This window comes from Luteibacter sp. 22Crub2.1 (genome assembly GCF_900167995.1).
Classification (GTDB): domain Bacteria; phylum Pseudomonadota; class Gammaproteobacteria; order Xanthomonadales; family Rhodanobacteraceae; genus Luteibacter; species Luteibacter mycovicinus.
This window is the reverse complement of sequence record NZ_FUYT01000012.1, coordinates 58,606-80,070: the sequence shown is the minus strand read 5'-3', so window position 1 is coordinate 80,070 and position 21,465 is coordinate 58,606. Positions and strand designations below refer to the sequence as shown.

Below are 21,465 nucleotides of genomic sequence, written 5' to 3'. Positions count from 1 at the left end.
AATAGCCCACTTGTCTTAACTTAGCTACAAATCTCATCGTGCCGCTTCAGTGGGCATTAAAGCCCATGCATTTGGCGTGATTACGATACGACGCCAGATCTATCTCGTCGACGCCGGGTTCACACCAGTTCGATGGCGATCGCCGTTGCCTCGCCGCCACCGATACACAGCGCAGCGACACCCCTTTTTGCGCCACGGGCCGTCAACGCATTGAGAAGGGTGACCACGATGCGGGCGCCGCTGGCACCGATGGGGTGGCCCAGCGCGCACGCGCCGCCATGGACGTTGACCTTGTCGTGCGGCACGTCCAGCTCGCGCATGACCGCCATCGGCACGACCGCGAATGCCTCGTTGATTTCAAACAGATCGACGTCGCCGACGGACCAGCCCGCCTTCGCGAGCACCTTCGAAATGGCGCCGACCGGGGCCGTCGTGAACCACTCCGGCTCCTGCGAGTGCGTGGCGTGGGCGACGATGCGAGCCAGCGCGGTGACGCCGCGCGCCTTCGCTTCATCGGCGGAAAGCAGCACGAGCGCGGCGGCGCCATCGGAGATGCTGGAGGAGCTGGCGGCGGTGATCGTGCCGTTTTCCTTGCGGAAGGCGGCGCGCAGGGTCGGGATTTTCGCGGTATCGGAGCGGCCCGGCTGTTCGTCCTCGGCGAAATCCTGCGAGCCCTTGCGGCCCTGCACGGTGACCGGAACGATCTCGCCGGCGAACGCGTCGGCCTTCTGTGCCGCCTGCGCGCGCTCGACCGAAGCGATTGCGAAGGCGTCCTGCTCTTCGCGCGTAAAATGGTATTTGTCCGCGCACTGTTCGCCGAAGACGCCCATCGCCTGACCGTCGTAAGGGTTGGTCAGCCCGTCCCACGCCATGTGGTCGACCAGCTGGCCGTCGCCGTAGCGGATGCCTGTGCGCGCATTGACCATGTGCGGAGCATTGGTCATGGACTCCATGCCACCCGCGACGACGATGGAAGCCGACCCGGCCTTGATCAGGTCGTGTGCCAGCATCATGGCCTTCATGCCGGAACCGCACACCTTGTTGATGGTGGTGCAGCCCACCGAGGTCGGCAGGCCGGCCTTGAGCGATGCCTGGCGCGCGGGCGCCTGGCCGAGATTCGCGGGCAGCACGCAGCCCATGATCACTTCACTGACATCGGCCGGCGCGATGCCGGACTGTTCGAGCGCCGCCTTGATGGCGACCGAGCCGAGCGTGGGCGTGGGGACGCCGGTGAACTGACCGAGGAAAGAACCGATGGCGGTGCGCTTGGCACCCGCGATGACGATCTCAGACATGGGGACTCCGTGGGACATCGTATGGCCGCCCTGGGGAGGACGGAAACCGGTCGAGTATCGCAGTGGCGGCAGGGGAGGGGCAATCTGCGCTGCGACACGCCCGTGGGCGGCCGCCGCGATGCCGTGCCGGCGGCAGTTTTCACGGACGGGTTCAACATTTTGCCGACTGGATGAGATTTTTCGCAAAGTCGTGTGGCACCATCCGTTCCACACGTCCGCCAGAGTCGGCGTGGGACATTGACGTCTGAAATCAGGGGTATAACGTGAATACGACGAATCTGCTGCGTCAGCGCGAGCTTGCGCTGGCCGTGTGCGTGAGCCTGGGTCTGACCGCCTGCGGTGGCGGCGGCAGCAGTGCGCCGAGCCGCAACATTCCACAGGTGGTGGCGCCCCAGACGCCGCAGACGCCGAGCCCCCCGGTCGACCAGCCACCGGTGGATATCCAGCTGACCGCGACAGGTGCGAACGCCGCGCATGCCGCGGGGCTGACCGGTTCGGGCGTCGCCATCGGCATCGTCGACAGCGGCGTCACGGCGGCAAGCCCGGCGCTTTCCGGCCGGGTGACCAACAAGTTCACTTACGTCGATCCGGGCACAAACAACCTGAAGGTGGACGATGTCGTCGGACACGGCACCGCCGTGGCCGAAATCGCCGCGGGCAAGCCGTTCGGCCAGTTCGCCGGGGGCATCGCTCCCGATGCGACGATCGTCTCCGCGCGTATCGTCAGCGATACGACGCCGAAGGACGACGGTTCGGGCAAGGGCAACAAGGTGACTTCGGCGGATCCGCTCGGCACGGTCAACGAAGCCGTGTTCCAGGCGGGAGCGCGTATCTCCAACAACTCGTGGGGCGGCTTGTACTGGGACGCGTCCGATGCGGCCACCACGGCCAGCTTTGCCGATGCGTATAAACACGCCGTGCTTTCCTCCAGCGGAACGGTCTATGTGTTCGCGGCCGGAAACGACGGCGCGGCGAATCCGTCCGACATCGCGGCGCTGCCGCTTCGCGCGCCTTCCGTGGCGGGCGGCTGGATCGCCGTCGTCGCCCTAGACAGCCACGACACGAGCCGGATCGCCTCGTATTCGAACCGTTGCGGAGACGCGAAGGCTTTCTGCATCGCGGCGCCGGGTGAGGTGCTGACACTGGCCGCGTCGTCGACCGCCGCCAAGCCGGCCTACCAGGTGTGGACCGGTACGTCGCTCGCCGCCCCCCAGGTCGCCGGCGCGGCGGCCGTCCTCCTGCAGACCTTTCCGCACTTCGACAACGAAGCCCTGGCCGACCTCATGTTCAGCACGGCCGACGATCTGGGCGATCCCGGTGTCGACGCCATTTATGGGCATGGCCGGCTCAACCTCGGCAAGGCGATGCTTGGCCCGGCGAGGCTCGATCATGCCTTCCGCGCGGACATCGGCTCGGCCAACGTAACGTTTTCGAACGACATTTCCGGCGACGGCCTCAACGTCTACGGTAGCGGCAAGCTGACCATCACGGGCACGAATACGTTCTCCGCGTTGAATGCCGAAGACACGACGACCGTAGAGGTCATGAAAGACCTTCCCGCGGGGCGAATCATCGTGCAGGACGTGGGGGCGAAGCTCATCGTTCACGGCGATCTCGGACAGGGTCAGACCAACGGCCTCCGCGACAGCGTGGACGTCAACGGCACTCTGGAGCTGACGGCGCATCCCACCCAGATAAAGGCCGATCTCGGGCTCTATGGGCCGTCGCGTCTCTCGGTGCTGCTCGGCGCTCCCGTAAACGTCGCGGGCGCCGTACGGATTTTTGGCGGCGATCTGTACGTCGCCGGCGCCGTGCCCGGCTACACGGTGACCAGTCACCAGTCCCTGGTCACCGCTGAGTCGGTGACCGGCACGTTCACCAGCACGATGTTCGCGCAAGGCGTGTTCCTGTCATCGACGGTCCAGTACGCACCTAAGGAAATCTGGCTCGACACGACCAGCCTGAGCGTGACCGCCGTGGCGAACTCGAATGCGGTGATGGCGCGCTCGGCCGCGGCGACGACCTCGGCGACGCGCCTTGACGGAGCCTTCCAGCAGATCGAGGGTTCGCTGGCTGGCCCGGTGGCGGCAGCATCCGCGCCGCCCGTGACGACGCTCGTCGCCGCCGGCCAGATCCAGCAGTCGCGCACGGACGCGGTGGCGAGGGCCTCCCTGGAGTCGCTCTCCGGCCAGCTGTATGCCGCCGGCACCGCCGTGACGCTCGCCGGTATCGATGCGAGCAACGACGCGCTGATCTCACACCTGGACCAGCAAGGCTCCGGTGCCTGGACGCAGTCCCTCGATTCCCGCGGCGGCATGAGCCGCGGCGGGTTCGGCAACGTCGGTTTCAACCTCAACGGTGGCCTGGTCGGCAACGACATCCGTCTCGGTCTCAACGGCTTCGCCGGCGTCGCCGTCGCGCAGATGTCGAGCCACGGCCAGCTCGACGGCAGCTTCGATCGCCAGCGCAGCCGTTCCACCGCCGGCATGTTCTATGCCGGCTCGCGTGGCGCCAACTGGTACGGGGTGGGGCAGTTCGGCTTCGGCAGTTTCCGTGGCGACATGCGCCGCCTGCTGCGTTTCGGCGACCAGGCCGCGTTCGCGGGCAGCGACCAGAACGGCAGCTACCAGTCCGCTTACGGCGAAGTCGGCTTCCGCAGCCATGCGGGCGCGTTCACGCTCACCCCGTTCGCCAACGTCGAGTACGCGAGCATCCGCCGCGATGGTTTCTCGGAAACCGGTGGCGACGGCTTCGGACTGACCGCCGATGGCCACACCACCTCGCGCTGGCAGGCGGGGTTCGGGCTTCGCGCGGGCAGTTCATGGCTGACCACGCGCGGTGCGCTGCACCTGGATGCGAAGCTGGGTTGGCAGAATGCGTTCGCCACGAAGGGCGAGGTCTTCGCGGCACGCTACACGGGCTTTTCGCAGTGGGCGCCGGTCGACGGCATCGGCCTGTCGCGCCGGGCCGGCACGGCAGGCGTGTCGCTCGGCTGGGACATGACGGCCAGCACCCAGCTGGGCTTCAACGTCGACCAGCGGTTCGCGGACCGCGATCACTCGCGTTCGGCGAACGCGAGTTTCCGGATGAACTGGTAGGCCGGCGGATTACGACTTGCCGTGGAACAGTTCACGGCCGATCAGCATGCGACGGATCTCGTTGGTGCCGGCGCCGATCTCGTAGAGCTTGGCGTCGCGCAGCAACCGGCCCGCCGGGAATTCGTTGATGTAGCCGTTTCCGCCCAGTGACTGGATCGCTTCCAGCGCGACCTTCACCGCGTTGGTCGAGGCATTGAGCAGGCAGGCGGCGGGGTCGATGCGCGACTTCACCCCGTTATCGAACTGCTGGGCCACCATGTAAGCGAACCCGCGCGACGACTGCAGCGCGGTGTACATGTCCGCGACCTTGCCCTGCATCATGCCGAACGTACCGATGGGCGCGTTGAACTGCTTGCGCTCGCGGACATAGGGCAGCACGAGATCGACCGCCGCCTGCATGATGCCGATGGGACCGCCGGACAGCACCAGGCGTTCGGTGTCCAGACCGCCCATCAGCACGCGCACGCCTTCGTTCACTTCGCCGACGATGTTTTCCGCGGGAATCTCGCAGTTGTCGAACACCAGTTCGCAGGTGTTGGAGCCGCGCATGCCCAGCTTGTCGAGTTTCTGCGCCGTCGAGAAACCCTTCATGCCCTTTTCGACGATGAACGCGGTCATGCAGCGGCTGCCCGCGGGGCGCGGGGCGGTGCGCATGTAGACCAGCAACACGTCGGCATCGGGTCCGTTGGTGATCCACATCTTGGTGCCGTTGGCCACCCACTTGCCGTCGATCAGTTCGGCCTTGCAGCTCATCGAGCCGACGACGTCCGAACCGGCGCCCGGCTCGCTCATCGCCAGCGCGCCGACCCACTCGCCGCTCGCGAGTTTCGGAAGGTACTTGCGACGCTGTTCGTCGTTGCCGTTGTGGTAGATGTTCTGCACGCAGAGATTGGAGTGCGCACCGTAGGACAGACCGACCGAGGCCGACGCGCGCGAGATCTCCTCCATCGCGATCATGTGCGCAAGAAAGCCAAGGCCGGAGCCGCCGTATTCCTCGGGAATGGTGATGCCGAGCAGGCCCATCTCGCCGAACTTGCGCCAGAGGTCTTCGGGAAACACGTTTTCGCGATCGATGCGATCCGCGCGCGGTGCGATTTCCTTGTCGGCGAACGCGCGGACGCTTTCACGCAGGAGGTCGAGGTCGTCGCCGAGGGAGAACGGGCGCATGGTGCAACTCCGGAAAAGGGATGGGGAAACCTCCCCATCGTAGCGTGCGCATGCCGTCAAGCCACGGCGCGACGCAGCAATCAGGCCTTCGCGATGGCCGCGATACGGTCGTGTACGCGGATCAGCAACAGGCACTGGCGATCGACCAGGCGTACCGTTTCGGCGCCCACCGTGCCGCGCGTCGTGCTGCCGGCAAGGAGCGCTGGCGTGTCCAGCGGCGATGCGGCAGTGCCGGCGCGGATATGCCCGGCCAGGGTGTCGAAGCCGTGGGTCATGTGGCGGGCCAGTGTCTGCAGCGCCAGAGCGTCGTCCGTCGGCAGGGATTGCCGGTGCGAACCGAGGGTCGACAGGTGGGACAGTCCCGCCTGAAGCGCCGTGAGCAGGCGAAGGGCGCGCTCGCCGAGATCGCGGGAATGCCCGGGTTCGCCCAGCAGTTCCGCCACGTTCCCGGCCACGGCGGCCTGTGCCGCGTGCGCATCCCGTCGGGCGATGCGATAGGCCAGATCGTCCGCCTTGCCGTGGGCGTACTGGTCGGCGATCCGCTCCAGATAGCGTCCATAGGCCAGCAAGGCATCGGCCACGATGTCGTCGAGCCGGCGCACCCGCCAGTCGGGCAGCACGAAGCGAATGGCCGCGGCGGCGACCACCGCGCCGAGCAAGGTATCGAGCAGTCGCGGACCGATGGCGTCGTACCCGGCACCGACGCGATCGAAGCAGAGCAGCACGAACAGCGTGATGACGCCGGTCGCCAGCGCATAACGGCGCAGCCGGAAGGCGAAGAACGCGGCACCTGTCGCCACGAGCACCGGCAGCCGCCAGTCGCCCGGCGGCAACAGACGCAGCAGCGCCCAGCCGACGATCAGCCCGGCCGTGGTGCCGGCGATACGCTGGACCATGCGACGTCGCGTGGCGCCATAGCTGGGCTGGCAGACGAACAGCGTCGTCAGGAGAATCCAGTAGCCGTGCGTCGGATGCAGGGCAAGCATCAACGCGTAACCCGCGAGCATGCCGATCGCCAGGCGCATCGCATGGCGAAAATGCATCGAGCGCCGGTTCAGACGGAGGCGCACCCTGCCCAATGCTTCGCGAATGGACGCCGGCTCGTTGTCCTGCAGCGAGATGTCGGCGTCGTCGCGCAGGCTGCCTTCGTCTTCGATGCCGGCCTGCAGGCGCTCCATGTTGTCCAGCAGGGCGGACAACGCGTCGTCGATCGCTTCGTCCGGCGGGTCGCTGCGGCGGCGATAGGCCAGCGCCTCGCGGAGGTCGTCGAGCGCGGCGCGCGGCAGGGCGATGGTTCGCAGCGGAGCGACCTCGCGAATCGCATCGGCCCGCTCGCGACAGGCGATGGCCTGCAATCGCAGAAGTCGTCCGAAGCGGAACATGAGGTCGCTGTGGTAGAGCGCGCCTGCCAGTTCGTCGTACGGGTAATGCGATGAGCTGATCCGCTCGTGGATGTCCTGGGCGACGAAGAACATGCCCAGACGAGCCGCGGAACGCCCGCGCGGCTGGCGGCGTCCGATGCGATCGAGCAGCGCGACGCGCGCGGCGGTCAGCGCTTCCACCGTGCGCAGGTTGCGCTTCGAGAACTCGATGTGCAGTGCGTCGAGATCGAGGCCGCGCACCGGTTCGAACAAGGCCGCCTTTGCCTCGATCAACGCGGCCAGCGATTCGAACAGGCGGGCGAGTGCATGGCGGACCGCACGCTGGGGTGCGAGCGCGCTCCACAGCAGCGAGAGCGATCCGTACCACGCCGCGCCGGCGAGGATCGCCAGCGTGCCATGCCAGCCGCCGGCTGCCGTGCCGGCACTGTCGGTGGCGATCATGGTGTAGACCGAGAGGATCAGCGTGGCCGTGGCGATCGTGGCGTATCGCCCGCTGGCGGCACCGAGCATGACCAGAAGAAACGTGCCCACCGGCAGCAGCACCGCGAACAGCGGCGGCGTGCCGATGCAGGCCTTCACCGCGACCGCGGCGAGCGCGAAGCACAGCAAGGTCACGATCAGCCCGCGCAGGCGGCCCCGCCAGGCGTCATCGGTTTCGGCCAGGGCGCAGGCGATAGCGCCAAGCAGCGCGGGGACGATCGCGTCGGCTGGTCCGGCGAGCGTGGACCAGACGGCGATACCGGTCAGTGCGAGGAGCACCCGCATGACATCGGCGAAGCGGTCGGATTCTGCCAGATGGCGTAGGGAAAGCATGGCCTTAGCTTAGCCCGCTACCACGCTGATGAGAGGCGGCCCCGATGGCGATCTTTTGTCGCGGGCTTTCTCAGCAAAGCCCGCCATTCACCGCAAGCACCTGCCGCGTGATGTAACCCGCTTCCGGGCTGAGCAGAAAGCGTACCGCCGCCGCCACTTCTTCCGGGGTACCCGTACGCTCCATGGGAATCACCTTGAGAATCTGCTCCACCGGCACCTCGGGGTCGAGCATGTCCGTATCGATCAGGCCCGGCGCCACGCAGTTCACCGTGATCTTGCGCTTGGCCAGTTCGACGGCCAGTGCCTTCGCCGCGCCGATGACACCGGCCTTGGATGCGCTGTAGTTCACCTGTCCCCGGTTGCCGATGATGCCCGAGACCGACGTGATGCAGACGATACGGCCCGGCTTGCGCCGACGGATCATCGGCATCACCAGCGGGTGCAGTACGTTGTAGAACCCATCGAGGTTGGTCCGCAGCACCTGGTCCCAGTCGTCGGAGGTCAGGCCGGGGAACGCGCCGTCACGGGTGAGGCCGGCGTTGCAGACCACGCCGTAATACGCGCCGTGCCCGGCGATGTCCGCCTCGAGCGCGGCGGCGGATGCCGCGCGGTCCGAGATATCGAACTGCACGACGCGGGCGTTGCGGCCCCTGGCGACGATCTCCGCGACGACGGCGTCGGCTTCCTCGCGGCGTGAGCGGCAATGCACCACGAGGTCGTAACCGGCGTCCGCGAGATTCAACGCGATCGCGCGGCCGATGCCACGGCTGGAGCCGGTGACGAAGATGGTGTCGGTCATGGTGGAGTACCTCTGGAGTCGAGACGATTGTGGCGAGGATCGAGAAAGGGTGTCGGGTCCGGCGGGCTGAACACGGTCAGGCGCGCCTCGGCGTGCAGACCTTCCGCATCGATACGGCAGGCAAACGCGCCCATGCCTTCCTCATCGTGAAAGTGGCGCACGGCTTCGATGCGCAGCGTCGCACCGGTCGCGAACGCATCGACATCGGCGCGGTAGGCCCGTGTGCCCAGGAGGAAGCCGGGCCTGACCTGACCACCCGCCGTCAGCACCTGGCAGCCGTTCCACGCAGCGATGGTCTGGGCCATCAACTCGACGCCCGCCCACGCGGGGAGACCGGTCGCTTCGACAAAGGCATCGCCGCGTCGGACCAGGCGTTCGCAGACGATGCGTTCGGTATCCCATTCCAGGACACGGTCGAGCAGGATCATGCGACCGGCGTGCGGCAGCAGGGTTTCGACAGGCCAGATCGTCATGTCGCGTCCGCCAGGATCAGGCTCGCGTTGTTACCGCCGAACGCGAACGAATTGCTCATAAGATGACGTTTGCCCACGGGCGACCGGTCGCCGACCGCGGTGAAACGCAACGGGGGCAGGGCGGGATCCGTCGCGCCGTCCCATACGTGCGGCGGCAGCCGGCGTTCCGCATCGGTCAGTGCCAGCCAGCAGAAGGCGGCTTCGAGGGCGCCGGCGGCGCCGAGCGTGTGGCCGGTCAGGGCCTTGGTCGAGGAACATGGCACCGGTCGCGCGAACGTAGCCGCGATGGCGTGGCTCTCCATCGCGTCGTTATGTTCTGTCGCCGTGCCGTGCAGGTTGACGTAATCGATGGCGCTCGCCTCGATGCCGGCCGACGAGAGCGCGCGACGCATCGCTTCGGCCGCGCCACGGCCGTCAGGTGCCGGTGAGGACATGTGGTATGCATCCGAGCTCGCGCCACCGCCGACGAATTCGACCTCGGCGGCGTCCCGGGTCATGAGAAACAGCGCGGCGGCCTCACCGATGTTGATACCGCGCCGTGAAAGCGAGAAGGGTACGCAACGCTGTCCGTCGGTGGCTTCGAGCGCATGGAAGCCGTGCGTCGCCAGACGGCACAGCGTGTCGGCACCGCCGCAGATCACGGCGTCGCACAGGCCGAGGCGCAACAGGCGTCGCGCGCTGAGCAGCGCGCGGGCGCCTGACGTACATGCCGTCGAAATGCCGTAGGCGGGACCGGCGATGCCGAGCCATTCGGCGAGAAAGGCCGCGGGTGCGCCCAGTTCCTGATCGGAATAACGGTAGGCGTCGGGCCACGCGCCGTTACGCCCGCGCGTGGCGATATGGCCGGTCGCCTCCTCGATCCCCGTGGTGCTCGTGCCGATCACGACGCCGATGCGGTCGGCACCGTAGCGGGCGATGGCGTCACGCAGTTCGGTTTCGATTTCCTGTGCGGCGAGCAGCAGGAGGCGGTTGTTGCGCGTGTCATGCGCCTCCATGCCCCGCGGCATCGAGGGCAGAGCATCGACGACTTCGCCAAGAGGAAGCGTCCGTCCGGGCGCCCAGCCATCGATATCGCGCAACCCGCGCTTGTCTCCGGCAAACAGCGCTTCCGCGACGGCGGCCTTGCCGGCGCCCAGCGAGCAGGTCACGCCCAGTGCGTTGAGATAGGTCTTCATGCGGCGTCGAGCGGCTTCCACGCGGCGACGTTGACCAGCGTTTCCTCGCGCTTGCCCGGCGGTGGCGGATTCCTGATACCCCAGCGCTCCAGCAGGCCGAAGTCCTTCGACCGGCTCCACCACAGGTACGGCAACGAGACGTTGCGTGGCTCGAAGCGGAACCCACGCCCGCGGATCATCGCAAGGTATTCGTCGGCGGTCTTCTGCACGTGCATCGGGTGGCGGAAGAACCAGCGGATCACCCAGGTATCGATGTACGCCTTGGTCGACTCCGCGAACAGCAGGAGGCCGCCGGGCTTCAGTACGCGCCAGAATTCATCGAGAGCGCGTTCCTGCTCCACCAGATGATGAAACGTCTGGTGGCAGAACAGCACGTCCACGCTGGCGTCGGGCAGATCGATGCGCGCGCAGTCGGCGACCATCAGCGTGACGTCGATGCCTTCGCGTCGGGCCTCCGCCCTCGACAGCTCGATGCTGTGCGGGTCGGCATCGAGGCCCAGCATGCGCGCCGGGCGGAACGCGTCCCGGAGATATCGGAACGAGCGTCCCTGGCCACAGCCGACGTCGAGCAGTGTGCCGCCCTGCGGCAGCGGCTCGCCGATCAGGCGCTTGTGATCGTTGATGGCGACACGCAGCACGTGGTGCTGCCAGGTATGGGTGCGCAGGAAGACGAAACCGATCCGGGTTTCTTCGACGTACGTGGCGCTGGCGTATTTCATGACAGGCGTTCCGTTCGATCAGGGTGACGACGTGCGGGCCAGCCGGCGTTCGACGTCGTCGGTAAAGACGCGGGGAGAGACGAGCTGCATTTCGCCAGCGGGGACGCTGACCGCGACCTGGATGGTGCTGGCGCGCGTGAGCCGCGCACCGGTGACGGCGTCGCTGAGCGTGTAGTGGATCTTGAGCCGGTTCTGCCACTCGATCAGGTCGGCGCGCACGGTGAGCTTCTGGCCGAAGCGTGCGGCCTGCGCGTAGCGCAGCTGGAGGTCGATGATGGGCCAGGCGAAGCCGGTTTCCTTCATGCGCACGTAGTTGTGGCCGACGTCGTCGAGCAGGGCGCAGCGCGCCACCTCGAGGTACTTCACGTAGTGGCCGTGCCAGACCACCTCCATCGAATCGACGTCGAAGAAGGGCACGATGACCTCGATCTCGGTCGCGAGCACACCGTTAGCGCGCATGGGGAGCTCCGTTCGTACCTTGCCAGTACGGGTGAAAATTGAACCATTGAAGCGGCGCGTCGAGGCAACGGGCGGCCAGCCAGTCGGCATAGCGCGCCACCGCATCCTGAATGAAGCTGCCGCGGCGGCCACGATCCCAGCCGCTGGCGTCCCCGAAGCGACGCAGGTGGATGCGATAGCGTGGGCCGTACTTGAGGCAGCAGACCACGTTGACCGGGCAGCGCAGCATGGCGGCCATCAGCCACGGGCCCTGAGGGAAGCGGGCTGGCGCGCCGAGGAAATCGGCCTCGACCGTGCGGGCACCGTGTGGGGGCACGCGGTCGCCGGCGATGGCGATCCACTCACCGCGATCCAGCCGTTGCGACAGATCCATCATGGTGGCGGTGTCCAGGTCGCCCACATGCATCAGCCGCAGTCGCCGATCGCCGGACTCGCCGAGCAGCCGGTTGAAGTGCGCCGCGTTGGGCAGATACATCAGCACGTTGAGCGCCACGCCCTCGCCGATCTCGGCCATGGCGCGGCACACGTCGAGGTTGCCCAGATGGGTGCAGATGAGGATCTGGCCGCGCCCGCCGCCGATCAGCGCGTTGCGTACGCCGTCCGGATCGTCCATGTCCACGGACGACAGGCGGAGCTTGCCGCGCCACACGTCGAAACGGTCGAGCATGCAGTCACCGAAAGCACGGTACTGTGCGAAGGCCGCGCGTCGACGCGGGAAGAGATCCGTACGACCGCTCCAGGCGGCGAGGCGGCGCTGGTAGTCGACCACGTTGCGTCGCGTGGTTCGCCCCGTCACGTAGAAATAAAGCACCACCAGCCAGATGACCGGCGTGGCGAGGCCACGACCCAGCAGGCGCACCGCGATCGCGGTGAGCTTGAGGCCGAGGAAACTGCCGCGCTCCTTCTGCGCGGTCCAGTGTCCGCTGGCAGCCGAATCAGACATGCGCGCCGTCCAGGCGCAGATACGCGGATGAGACGGGCTCCCCGTTCATGCGATACGCGAACTGCAGGCGACCGCGCTCCTTATCGTGACGGAGCAGCAGTTGTGGCCGGTCGCCCGGTCGAAGCAGGCGCTGGAACTTCAGTGCGTCCATGCCGCGACACGTGGTCGGCGTATCCAGGCGAAGCGAAGCGAACGACAAGGCCCAGCCGACCTGCAACACGCCCGGCACGACCGGTGCCTCGGGAAAGTGTTCCGCGAAGCAGGCCAGATCGATCGGAAGTTCCAGATCGATGACCACGCCCTCATCGTCACGATGCTCGCCGAGCACGACGGGCTCCGTCGGAAGCCCGGCCCGCAGCGTGTCGTCGACGTGCTGCGCGTCGGGCAAATCGGCAACGAAGCGCCAGACCAGCGGCGTCGACAGGGCGTCGTCTCCGGCGGCCTGCTGGCCCAGTTCGTTGAGCAGGCCGGTGCGTCCGTGGCGAAGCAGGGCGGTGCGGCCCGCGGCACTCAGGGCGACGACCATGCCCGGGCCTTTCTTGCCGGCGTAGCCACCCGCCGCACCGTCCACCCAGGGATGGGAACGCAGCCGTGAGGCGGCGGCATCCATGGGCGCCTTGTTGATCCGCCGACGCAGGCGCTGGCGCAGGATCCACTCGCCGAGGAAAAGCGCACCCATCACCGAGTAAGCCAGGATGCCGTTGTAGAAAGTCCACCACGACAGCGGCCCCCATCCCGCCAGCAGCGCGGAGGCGGTGCCATTGAGAAAGAAAAACCCCACCCATACCCACGTGACCTTGCGCGTATAGGCGATGGCCACCGGCGGCAGGTCGGGCTCGGCGACTCGCGCGATGCGCTCGATCATCGGCGGCCCGAACTTCAGGCTGAGGCCGAACGCGCCGAACAGCAACGCGCAGATCAGGCTCGGATACCAGCGCAGCAGGCGCTCTTCACCTCCGAAGGCGAGTACGGTGCAATAGATCAGCGTGATGCCGAGCATCCACCCGCCGCCAGGTTGACGCAGAAGCGCCGGCGCTCGGATCAGCCACAAGCCGCCCAGGATCAGGCCGAAGACCGGTGTGGACACGTGGTCCATGCCGAAATAGACGATGAACGGAAAAAGGATGCCGACAACGACCAGCACCATGTCGCTCAGTTTACGCATGGCTCGCCGTTCGCTTTGACGTAGAGGGCCAGGTTGTGGACCGTTTCGAAATGGCGGCGCGCGTCGCGCGAATCCGAGGCGATCTTCAGCCCATATCGGGTCTGCAGGGCGAGTGCGAGTTCGAGCGCATCGACGGAATCGAGGCCGAGCCCCTGCCCGAACAGGGGCTGGTCCGCCGCGATGTCGTTCACCGTCAGGTGATCGAGTGCGAGTGTCTCGATGATGAGGCGGGCGATATCCCGCTCCAGGTCGTTCATGGCTTCCGTTCCCTGGCGTAGAGGCTGTGGAGGTGTTCGTTGAGACGGCGCGAGGCTATCGGCGCCGGGGTGCCTTCGCTGAAGGCTCGCACATCGAGGTCGTCGCCGACGCGTATACGAACGTGCACGCGCCGGTCCGGCACGTGATACCAGCGGTCCGCCTTGGTCAGCGTGGTCGGCTCGACGGTGATATAGACGGGCGTGACGATCCGCGCGCCCCGTACGGCGATGGCCGCCGCGCCGCGATGGAAGACAGGATCCTGCCCGGGCGTGGTACGCGTGCCCTCGGGGAAGACGATGAGGGTCTGGCCCTCGCGCAACACGCCCGCGGCCCTTTCCAGCATCTCGGCGCTGCCGTCGTTGCTGATGTACTGGGCAACCGTCACCGGTCCGCGCATGTACGGGTTCTTCCACAAGCTGTGTTTCACGATGCAGTTGGCATCGGGCACGTGGCCGAGCAGATACACGACGTCGATCAGCGACGGATGGTTGGCGACGATCATCTGGCCGGGCTTTCCCAGCCGCTCGCAGCCCTCGAAGTGAAAATCGACGACGCCCATGCGGCACATGAACCGCGAGTGCAGCCAGAAGGCGCGACCGACGGTGCGCCGCGCACGGCGGCGTCGAACCGACGCTTCGCCGGGCCAGCGCAGGACCACGGGCAGGATGATCCCGCGGAGCAGGAGACCGCCGATGCCGAACAACGCGAAGCTGAGCGCGGTGCCGATGAAGCGCCACGCCCAGGCGTCCCGACGTCGGTTCACGCTATCGGCTGCCAGGTCCATCGTCGTGTCTTCCACGGGTGGTCGAGGGAGGCGCCATGGTGCAGCGCCCGGATGAAGTGCAGGGCATGCTGGCCGTCCACCGGCGCGGACGCGTCCGTGTTACCGCGCAGGGACAGCTGCCAGCGCGCGCCGGCACCGGGCATGCCTGCCCGGGACACGCGCAACGCGACGGCGTACGAGAACGGTACGTCGTCGATCCAGCCGTCGTAGGCGACCGGTGGCCGTTCTTCCGCGACGACGACGATGACCGTCGGGGCGCCGTCATCGAGCAGGGCCGCGGCTTCCACCATGGCGTGCTCGAACGTATCGCCCTCACCCGCGATGGCGACGGATTCGTCGCGCTGGCCGCGCAGGATGGACCACTGCCCGGCGATCGCGTTGTGGACGGAAAGTCCGAAGCGGGTCGGCGACAGGGGAGCGTCGCGCCCGATCTCCTCGAGCATGGCGAGCGTGTGCGTGGTTTCGCCGTGCCGCGAGGCGTAGACGAAGGGCAACTGCTCGTCGTCGGCGCATAACGGCCAGGCGGTGTGCATGACGATGCGCGCAAGGCGGCTGAGTCGCCGACGCTGCATCGGCGGCACGAAATCGCAGGCGGGCTGCTGGCCCGTATCGGCGGGCACATGCGGGGCCGAGGCCCAGCGTGCCCACGCATCGCCGTCCTCGATACCGGGCGCCCACGCGCGCCAGTCGTCGATGCGCAGGGCGATCATGCGCCGACCCCGTCGAACCGTCGCACGACCAGCGCCGCACAACTGCCGCCGAAGCCGAACGTGTTCGACAGGAAGCTGCCGATGCGCGCGGCGCGCTCTCCTTCGATCAGGGGCGCGTCGGCGAAGGCCTCGTCGAGTTCGCGCACGGGAGCGCCGCCCAGCAGCACGCCGGCTTCCATCATCGCGATGCCCGCGATCGTGTCGAGCGCGCCGGCCGCGGCCGGTGCGTGCCCGATCAGCCCCTTGACCGAGGACATCCACGGCACGGCGCACCCGCGGTCGCCGAACACGCGGCGCAGCGCGTGCCATTCGGCGAGGTCGCCCTGGACCGTGGCGCAGGCGTGGGTGTTGATGTAGTCGGGGATCGTTCCCGCCAGGTCGATGGCCTGATGCATGGCCTCGGCCATGCCACCGGCCTCCGGGCTGATCATGCCGTCCGGATCGGAGGCGGCGCCGTAGCCCGCCATTTCGGCGAGGATCGTGGCGCCACGCGCCTGCGCATGCTCCAGCGATTCGAGCACGAGTACACCGGCGCCACCACCCAGCAGGATGCCGTCGCGGTCGGCCTCGTAAGGAGCGGACACGCGCTCGCCCGGAGCACTCGTCGTCGACAGCGCATTCATGACGTCGAAGCACATCGCGGCTTTGTCGTGCAGTTCTTCCGCGCCACCGCAGATGACGACGTCCTGCCGGCCCAGCTGAATCAACTCCATCGCCTGGCCGATCGCATGCGTCGCGCTGGTGCACGCCGAGCTGACGGTAAAGGCACGACCGCCGAACCCGAACGCGTGCGTGAGGGTTGCCGCGACCGCGCTGCCCATGCTGCGTGGAACGATGAAGGGCGACAGACGCGAGATGCCGCGCGCGTGGAACATGTCGAGACCGGCTTCGTATTCGCTCAGCGCGGCGGAGCCGCCCATGACGATACCGACATCGCGTTCGCGCAGCCGGTCCTCGTCGAGGCCGGCTTCGGCAAGGGCTTCGCGCGCCGCATGCCACGCGTACTCGGCCGCTTGCGGCAGATACCGACGCAGCTTGCGATGCGGTGGTTCCAGCGCGGCGACATCCGCCGGCGCGCCCACCCGGCAGCGCATGCCCAGCGTCGCGAAGTCGGGCATCTCGCGGAAACCCGCGCGCTGCGCACGCAACCCGTCGAACAGCGCGCGACGGTCCGGTCCCAGACAGGACACCGCGCCCATGCCGGTGACGACGACGCGTCTCATCAATCGACCGCCCTGAAGATCAGCGACGTATTGATGCCGCCGAAGGCGAAGTTGTTGTTCATCACGTAACCCGTGCGGATCTCGCGACCCTGGCCCGTGACGAAATCGAGCGCCGCGCACTCGGGGTCCGGGGTGTCGAGATTGATGGTCGGCGCGAACCAGCCGCGACGCATCATCTCGATCGCCCACCACGATTCGAGCGCGCCGCACGCGCCGAGCGTATGGCCGACGTAGCTCTTCATCGAGCTGATCGGTACGCCGCCGCCCAGCACGTCGGCGGTGGCATGGGTTTCGGCCACGTCGCCGCGATCGGTGGCGGTGCCGTGCGCGCTGACGTAACCGATCGCGTCGGGCGTGAGGCCCGCATCGGCCAGTGCCATGCGCATGGCGGCAGCCATCGTTTCGCGCGTGGGCTGCGTAATGTGCTGGCCATCGGAATTGGTGCCGAAGCCAACCACCTCGGCGTAGATCGTCGCGCCGCGAGCCATCGCGTGTTCGTATTCTTCGAGGATCAGCGTCGTCGCACCTTCACCGACCACCAGGCCGTCGCGCCGGGCATCGAACGGGCGAGGCGTGAGTTCGGGTGAATCGTTGCGCGTGCTCGTGGCGAACAGGGTGTCGAACACCGCCGCCCCTGGGCCGGATAGTTCCTCGGCACCGCCACAGAGCATCAGCGTCTGCTTGCCCTGCTGGATCGCCTCGTAACCGTAGCCGATGGCCTGACTGCCGGAGGTGCATGCACTGGAGGTGGTGATGATGCGACCGCGCAGTCCGAAGAACACGCCCACGTTGACCGCGGTGGTGTGCGCCATCATCTGGATGTAGCTGGTCGCGGTGACGCCCTGCATCGAACCGGTCTCGAGCATGCGCCCGATGGTCTTGGCGGGAGCGATGCTGCCGCCCGACGAGCCATAGGCGACACCCATGCGGCCGTCGGTGATGGAGGCATCGTTGATCAGTCCCGCGTCGATCAGTGCGCGTTCGCTGGCCGCGACGGCCAGCTGGGCCACGCGGCCCATCGAGCGCACGTGTTTGCGTGACCAGTGCACGGGCATCGCGAAGTCATCGACCGGGCAACCCAGCCGACCGTTGAGCGCGTCGAAATAATCCCATTCGCCCATGCGGCGGACGGCATTGTGGAAACCGCGAAGCCGCGCCTCGATGGCATGCCAGTCGTGGCCCAGCGGCGTGATGCCGCCGAAGCCGGTGACGACGACGCGTTTGAGGGTGCGCGCTCCCGGAGCGTGTACGGCGGTGTTCATGCGGATGACTTCTTCGGTGCGGGGACGCTCACCGGCGCGATCAACGCCGTGAAACCGATCCCGAGGAGCAGGGTGAGGCCGAAATGTTGCAGCGCCGGCATCGTGCTGAGCGCGAGCAGACCGAACGAGAGCAGCGCGGTCACGGCGGACAGCAGGACACCGGCATAGGCGGCGCCGGGGATGTGCGCGGCATGCGGTTCGCCTTCGCGCAGGAATACCGCGTAATTGGCGCCGACGCCGAGGACGAGCATCAGCGCCATGATGTGGAACAGCGTCAGCGGCTGGCCCAGGTAGCCCAGTGCCGCGACACTGAAGACGATGCCGGCCAGCGGCGGCAGCAAGACGCGGCCTACCGCGCGTGGCCCATACCGCCACAGGAAGGCGAGACCGACGAGAGCGAGCGCGCCCCCGAGCCACACGTCCGCATAACCACGGTAGCGGCCGAACAGGGCGGAAATGCTGGCCGGCTTGTCGACCAGCGACACGCCGGGCAGCCCCTCGGACGCCTGGCGCAGCAGGGCGACGTCGTCCTGGCCTTGCGGCACGACGATACTGCCGGTGCCGTGCGAACCGCTCAGCCACAGGTAGCGGAAGGGCGTGTACGCCGGCATCGCAAGCCAGTCGTCGAGCGTGAAGGCGCGCCCGGGGTATGCGGTGACGAACGATGCCATGCCCTCGGGCCTGAAACCGGCGGCGACGAGCCATGCGTTCATACGGTCGGCCGGTGTGAACCACTGGGCGACCGCCGCGATGTTTTCCGCCTGTCGCTTCGCCGACGGCAGCATCGCGGTGATGCCCGTGAAGCCGGTGAGCTTGCCGTCCGCGATCCATGTCCGCAGTCGATCGGTCAGCGCTTCTTCGCGCTGGAGCACCTCCTCGGCGCTCGTACCCTCGACCAGCCAGAACTGCGTCCCGCCACCGAAGCCGGCGACGTCTCGGATCGAGGCCGTCTGTGCTTCGAGTGTCTTCGGGGGGGAGATCAGCAGATGGATATCGTCATCGTGGCCGAGGCGCAGCCAGCCGGGAATCGCGGCGACAGCGAGCACCGCGAGCACGACCAGGGCGCGCCGGCCGGACGCGGCGCGCTGCCAGCCCAGTGCCAGCCGGACCAGCGCGGGCGACAGCGGTGCACGCGCGGGTTTCTGTGCCAGTGCGGGAAGCAGCCAGAAGACGCTCGCGCATGCCACCGCCATGCCGGCCATGGCGAACACGGCCATCTGTTGCAGGGCAGGGAAGGGCACGATGCCGAGCAAGGCGTAGCCCAGCAGCGACGTGGCCAGCGCGAGCAACAGCGCGGGGCGCACCTGGCGCACGCCACGCTCGGCGTTCCACGCGGCGCCGGTGTTGGCCCGCGCACACAGGTACTGGATCGAATAATCGACGGCCTCACCCAGCAAAGCGGCGCCGAAGACCAGCGTCAGCAGGTGCAGCTGACCGAACACCAGCACGGTGGCGACGATCGCACCGACCACGCCCAGCGCGGTGGAAAGAAAGGCGATCAGCAGCGGGCGCAGCGAGCGGAACACGAGCAGCAACAGCACCGCGATACCCACCGACGAAGCGATGCCGACCACATGCGTGTCGCGCTCGGCACCCGCACGGGCGGCGGCGGCGTAGAAGATCGCACCCGTGCGCTGCAGCGTGGTGCCGGGGTGCTTCGCGAGCATGGCGGACTCCGCCTTCGCCAGCGTGGCCACGGCCTGCCGCTGCACCACGTCGTCATACGAGGAGCCCTTCAGCGTGGCAATCACCAGCACATAGGTGGTGTCACCCTGGTGCGCCGTGAGCATGTCGTCCTCGGGGACGAGGGTGGAGCGGTTCCACGGCTGGCGATCGAGCCAGTGCTGCATCCAGCCGAACGGATCGTCGGTCAGTTTCGCGCCGACGTTCGCGCCGAACGGCTCGTTGAGCCGGCGCCTGAGCGCGGCGACCGCATCGAAGCCCGGGCTCGTAAGGGCGGCCCGGTCTTCGGGGGTGAGAAGGTGGAAGCGGAACGGGAGGAACGGCGTGACCAGCTGATCGAGATCGAACGGCGGCAGTTCGGCGATCACCGAAGCGAATACCGGGTCCTTGCCCAGGGCCTCACCGAGTTCGCGTGCCGCGGTCTTGGCCGCGTCGTCGTCATCGTTCGACACCAGCAGGATCATGCGGTCGCCGCTGGCGCGGGCCAGTCGCTCGACGGCGTCCTCCGCCAGCGGGTGGCGTTCCGTCGCGGGCAGGATCGTCATGATGTCGGTCTGCAGCGGCGAGGTGCCGCGACCGAACAGGAGCCACGCGCAGAACAGGCAGATGCCCAGCGCTACGAGCGTGAAGAGCCCGGCCCGCAGCGTTGTCGGGGACGGCCTCATGGAACGCCGAGGACCTTCGCTTCGACCGGGGTCAGCGAGTCGGCGTCCCGCGTATTCGTGAACGTGATCAGGGTGCGCTCGCCGCTGGCGAGGTTCACTTCGATGGACTCGAGGAACGCGTCGCCCTTGAGTGTGATGCCGGCCAGGACGCGTGCCACGCGTGCCTGCCGCGGCACGAAGGTCAGGGTCCAGCGGTCGATGCTGCCGTCGGAGGTGATGGTGAACTGGCGAGCGGCTTCCTCGGACTTACCGGCGAGCAGCGACTGCAGCATGCCCGAGACCTGGCTCACCCCACGGTTGCCGTCACGGACCCGCTCCAGCTTGCCCTGCGCGTTCAGGCGGCGCGTATCGCCGGACGTGAGTACGAGGGTGTCCTCGAACGGATCGCGTGTGTGCCAGACCATGCCGTGTCCGATGACGAACAGCAGGTCGCCCTTGCTGACCTGCGGCTCCGCCAGGGCGGGGTTTTCGCGGCTCTGGCTGAATTCGGCGCGCACCTGGGGGTGCTTGGCCAGACTGCCGAGGATCTCGTTGGCGAGCGATGGCGCCTGGGCATGGACGGAGGTGACGAAGAGCAGGGCGATCAGGGTAAGCAGACGGTGCATCAGGGGGATCCGTGGCGGAACTTGCGAATGAGGAGGCGCGGTGCACGTGGCAGCATGCCGAGAAGGAGTCGCGTGTGCATCGCCGTGATACGCGCGTTGTCGCGCCACATGCGGAAATGCGAGAGTCCGTTCTCCGGGTAGATTACCCGCGTTGGCAGGTTGCGTACCGGTACACCCCGCCAGTACAGGCGCACCGCGATCTCGGTGTCGAAATCCATCCGCGTCGGCAGCGGCTTGCGGGCGATTTCGGCACGCGTCTCGGCAAGCGGATACAGGCGGTAGCCGCACATGGAGTCCTGGATGTCGAAGGACAGCGTTTCCGCCCAGACACAGACGTGCGTGAGGTATCGACCGTAAAGGCGCGCGCGGGGCACCGAATCGTCGTAGATCGGCTTGCCGCAGATCATGGCTTCGGGTGCGGCTTCCGCCGCCGCGAGAAAACGAGGCACATCGGCCGTGTCGTGCTGGCCGTCGGCGTCGATCTGCAGCACATGGCTGTAGCCCGCGTCGTGCGCGGCAACGAAACCCGCCGTCAATGCGGCGCCTTTGCCACCGTTCTCCGGCAGGCGGATGAGGCGAAGGTCGTCGCGACCGCCGACAAGCGCGTCGAGGATCGTCCGCGTCTCTTCGTTCGAACCATCGTCCACGATCAGCACGGGCACGCCATGGGCCGCGAGCGCATTGGCCGTCGCGGCGATGGTGTGTCCGTGGTTGTAGATCGGTACGACCGCGCAGGGCGCGAAGGATCGCGCCGCGTCGTCGCGCGGTCCGGGCCTGCCCCCCATCG

General features: G+C 67.5%; 19 protein-coding genes. 1 reads left to right on the top strand and 18 read right to left on the bottom strand.

The genetic code is table 11. The features are described 5' to 3' along the window. Window positions 1-119: 119 nt before the first annotated feature. A complete protein-coding gene (locus B5X73_RS13765) occupies window positions 120-1,295 on the bottom strand; it encodes a thiolase family protein (RefSeq protein WP_079522152.1) in 1,176 nt (391 codons plus the stop codon). Window positions 1,296-1,558: 263 nt separating this feature from the next. Between B5X73_RS13765 and B5X73_RS13760 the strand changes: the two genes are divergently transcribed. Next, the gene (locus B5X73_RS13760) at window positions 1,559-4,393 is read left to right on the top strand and encodes an autotransporter serine protease (protein WP_079522151.1); all 2,835 of its coding nucleotides are present in this window, start codon (window positions 1,559-1,561) and stop codon (window positions 4,391-4,393) included. Between the two features lie 9 nt (window positions 4,394-4,402). On the opposite strand, the gene B5X73_RS13755 is transcribed toward B5X73_RS13760, so the two are convergent. The 17 genes from B5X73_RS13755 to B5X73_RS13675 form a co-directional block, all read right to left on the bottom strand. Further along, entirely contained in the window at window positions 4,403-5,560 is a 1,158-nt protein-coding gene (locus B5X73_RS13755; protein ID WP_079522149.1) for an isovaleryl-CoA dehydrogenase, read from the bottom strand. Between the two features lie 80 nt (window positions 5,561-5,640). Continuing rightward, window positions 5,641-7,755, bottom strand: a complete 2,115-nt coding sequence (gene yccS, locus B5X73_RS13750; RefSeq protein WP_079522147.1) for a YccS family putative transporter — start codon at window positions 7,753-7,755, stop codon at window positions 5,641-5,643. 70 nt (window positions 7,756-7,825) lie between these two features. After that, entirely contained in the window at window positions 7,826-8,554 is a 729-nt protein-coding gene (gene fabG, locus B5X73_RS13745; protein ID WP_079522146.1) for a 3-oxoacyl-ACP reductase FabG, read from the bottom strand. Next, the gene (locus B5X73_RS13740) at window positions 8,551-9,027 is read right to left on the bottom strand and encodes a hotdog family protein (protein WP_079522145.1); all 477 of its coding nucleotides are present in this window, start codon (window positions 9,025-9,027) and stop codon (window positions 8,551-8,553) included. Before B5X73_RS13740 ends, fabG begins: the two co-directional genes overlap by 4 nt. Beyond that, window positions 9,024-10,202, bottom strand: a complete 1,179-nt coding sequence (locus B5X73_RS13735) for a beta-ketoacyl-ACP synthase (protein ID WP_079522143.1) — start codon at window positions 10,200-10,202, stop codon at window positions 9,024-9,026. Before B5X73_RS13735 ends, B5X73_RS13740 begins: the two co-directional genes overlap by 4 nt. Beyond that, window positions 10,199-10,921, bottom strand: coding sequence for a class I SAM-dependent methyltransferase (locus tag B5X73_RS13730; protein WP_079522141.1), 723 nt, complete (start codon window positions 10,919-10,921; stop codon window positions 10,199-10,201). Before B5X73_RS13730 ends, B5X73_RS13735 begins: the two co-directional genes overlap by 4 nt. Before the next feature lie 18 nt (window positions 10,922-10,939). Continuing rightward, window positions 10,940-11,380 (bottom strand): acyl-CoA thioesterase, encoded by a 441-nt coding sequence (locus B5X73_RS13725; protein ID WP_079522140.1) that lies wholly within the window; start codon window positions 11,378-11,380, stop codon window positions 10,940-10,942. Continuing rightward, window positions 11,370-12,323: an LpxL/LpxP family acyltransferase gene (locus B5X73_RS13720; RefSeq protein ID WP_079522139.1), complete on the bottom strand. Its 954-nt coding sequence runs from the start codon at window positions 12,321-12,323 to the stop codon at window positions 11,370-11,372. The genes B5X73_RS13725 and B5X73_RS13720 overlap by 11 nt, the downstream gene beginning before the upstream one ends. Further along, window positions 12,316-13,488, bottom strand: coding sequence for an ApeI family dehydratase (locus B5X73_RS21350; protein ID WP_254857297.1), 1,173 nt, complete (start codon window positions 13,486-13,488; stop codon window positions 12,316-12,318). Before B5X73_RS21350 ends, B5X73_RS13720 begins: the two co-directional genes overlap by 8 nt. Further along, the gene (locus B5X73_RS13710; RefSeq protein ID WP_079522138.1) at window positions 13,476-13,745 is read right to left on the bottom strand and encodes a phosphopantetheine-binding protein; all 270 of its coding nucleotides are present in this window, start codon (window positions 13,743-13,745) and stop codon (window positions 13,476-13,478) included. Before B5X73_RS13710 ends, B5X73_RS21350 begins: the two co-directional genes overlap by 13 nt. Continuing rightward, entirely contained in the window at window positions 13,742-14,509 is a 768-nt protein-coding gene (locus B5X73_RS13705; RefSeq protein ID WP_343123888.1) for a lysophospholipid acyltransferase family protein, read from the bottom strand. Before B5X73_RS13705 ends, B5X73_RS13710 begins: the two co-directional genes overlap by 4 nt. After that, window positions 14,506-15,240, bottom strand: a complete 735-nt coding sequence (locus tag B5X73_RS13700) for a beta-ketoacyl synthase chain length factor (RefSeq protein ID WP_079522260.1) — start codon at window positions 15,238-15,240, stop codon at window positions 14,506-14,508. Before B5X73_RS13700 ends, B5X73_RS13705 begins: the two co-directional genes overlap by 4 nt. Further along, window positions 15,237-16,463 (bottom strand): beta-ketoacyl-[acyl-carrier-protein] synthase family protein, encoded by a 1,227-nt coding sequence (locus tag B5X73_RS13695; RefSeq protein ID WP_079522135.1) that lies wholly within the window; start codon window positions 16,461-16,463, stop codon window positions 15,237-15,239. The genes B5X73_RS13700 and B5X73_RS13695 overlap by 4 nt, the downstream gene beginning before the upstream one ends. Further along, complete coding sequence (locus tag B5X73_RS13690) at window positions 16,463-17,725, bottom strand: beta-ketoacyl-ACP synthase (RefSeq protein WP_079522133.1); 1,263 nt, start codon at window positions 17,723-17,725, stop codon at window positions 16,463-16,465. Before B5X73_RS13690 ends, B5X73_RS13695 begins: the two co-directional genes overlap by 1 nt. After that, entirely contained in the window at window positions 17,722-20,073 is a 2,352-nt protein-coding gene (locus B5X73_RS13685; RefSeq protein ID WP_079522132.1) for an MMPL family transporter, read from the bottom strand. The genes B5X73_RS13690 and B5X73_RS13685 overlap by 4 nt, the downstream gene beginning before the upstream one ends. Further along, window positions 20,070-20,678, bottom strand: a complete 609-nt coding sequence (locus B5X73_RS13680; protein WP_079522131.1) for a LolA family protein — start codon at window positions 20,676-20,678, stop codon at window positions 20,070-20,072. Before B5X73_RS13680 ends, B5X73_RS13685 begins: the two co-directional genes overlap by 4 nt. After that, window positions 20,678-21,463 (bottom strand): glycosyltransferase family 2 protein, encoded by a 786-nt coding sequence (locus B5X73_RS13675; protein WP_079522130.1) that lies wholly within the window; start codon window positions 21,461-21,463, stop codon window positions 20,678-20,680. Before B5X73_RS13675 ends, B5X73_RS13680 begins: the two co-directional genes overlap by 1 nt. Between the last annotated feature and the right edge of the window lie 2 nt (window positions 21,464-21,465).

What these genes read in the sequence shown, in the direction of transcription:
- B5X73_RS13695 (WP_079522135.1), bottom strand. Translation starts at nt 16,463, where the DNA reads ATGAGACGCGTCGTCGTCACCGGCATGGGCGCGGTGTCCTGTCTGGGA.
- B5X73_RS13710 (WP_079522138.1), bottom strand. Translation starts at nt 13,745, where the DNA reads ATGAACGACCTGGAGCGGGATATCGCCCGCCTCATCATCGAGACACTC.
- B5X73_RS13720 (WP_079522139.1), bottom strand. Translation starts at nt 12,323, where the DNA reads ATGTCTGATTCGGCTGCCAGCGGACACTGGACCGCGCAGAAGGAGCGC.
- B5X73_RS13700 (WP_079522260.1), bottom strand. Translation starts at nt 15,240, where the DNA reads ATGATCGCCCTGCGCATCGACGACTGGCGCGCGTGGGCGCCCGGTATC.
- B5X73_RS13730 (WP_079522141.1), bottom strand. Translation starts at nt 10,921, where the DNA reads ATGAAATACGCCAGCGCCACGTACGTCGAAGAAACCCGGATCGGTTTC.
- B5X73_RS13765 (WP_079522152.1), bottom strand. Translation starts at nt 1,295, where the DNA reads ATGTCTGAGATCGTCATCGCGGGTGCCAAGCGCACCGCCATCGGTTCT.
- B5X73_RS13755 (WP_079522149.1), bottom strand. Translation starts at nt 5,560, where the DNA reads ATGCGCCCGTTCTCCCTCGGCGACGACCTCGACCTCCTGCGTGAAAGC.
- B5X73_RS13685 (WP_079522132.1), bottom strand. Translation starts at nt 20,073, where the DNA reads ATGAGGCCGTCCCCGACAACGCTGCGGGCCGGGCTCTTCACGCTCGTA.
- B5X73_RS13680 (WP_079522131.1), bottom strand. Translation starts at nt 20,678, where the DNA reads ATGCACCGTCTGCTTACCCTGATCGCCCTGCTCTTCGTCACCTCCGTC.
- yccS (WP_079522147.1), bottom strand. Translation starts at nt 7,755, where the DNA reads ATGCTTTCCCTACGCCATCTGGCAGAATCCGACCGCTTCGCCGATGTC.
- B5X73_RS13735 (WP_079522143.1), bottom strand. Translation starts at nt 10,202, where the DNA reads ATGAAGACCTATCTCAACGCACTGGGCGTGACCTGCTCGCTGGGCGCC.
- fabG (WP_079522146.1), bottom strand. Translation starts at nt 8,554, where the DNA reads ATGACCGACACCATCTTCGTCACCGGCTCCAGCCGTGGCATCGGCCGC.
- B5X73_RS13675 (WP_079522130.1), bottom strand. Translation starts at nt 21,463, where the DNA reads ATGGGGGGCAGGCCCGGACCGCGCGACGACGCGGCGCGATCCTTCGCG.
- B5X73_RS21350 (WP_254857297.1), bottom strand. Translation starts at nt 13,488, where the DNA reads ATGCGTAAACTGAGCGACATGGTGCTGGTCGTTGTCGGCATCCTTTTT.
- B5X73_RS13740 (WP_079522145.1), bottom strand. Translation starts at nt 9,027, where the DNA reads ATGACGATCTGGCCTGTCGAAACCCTGCTGCCGCACGCCGGTCGCATG.
- B5X73_RS13690 (WP_079522133.1), bottom strand. Translation starts at nt 17,725, where the DNA reads ATGAACACCGCCGTACACGCTCCGGGAGCGCGCACCCTCAAACGCGTC.
- B5X73_RS13725 (WP_079522140.1), bottom strand. Translation starts at nt 11,380, where the DNA reads ATGCGCGCTAACGGTGTGCTCGCGACCGAGATCGAGGTCATCGTGCCC.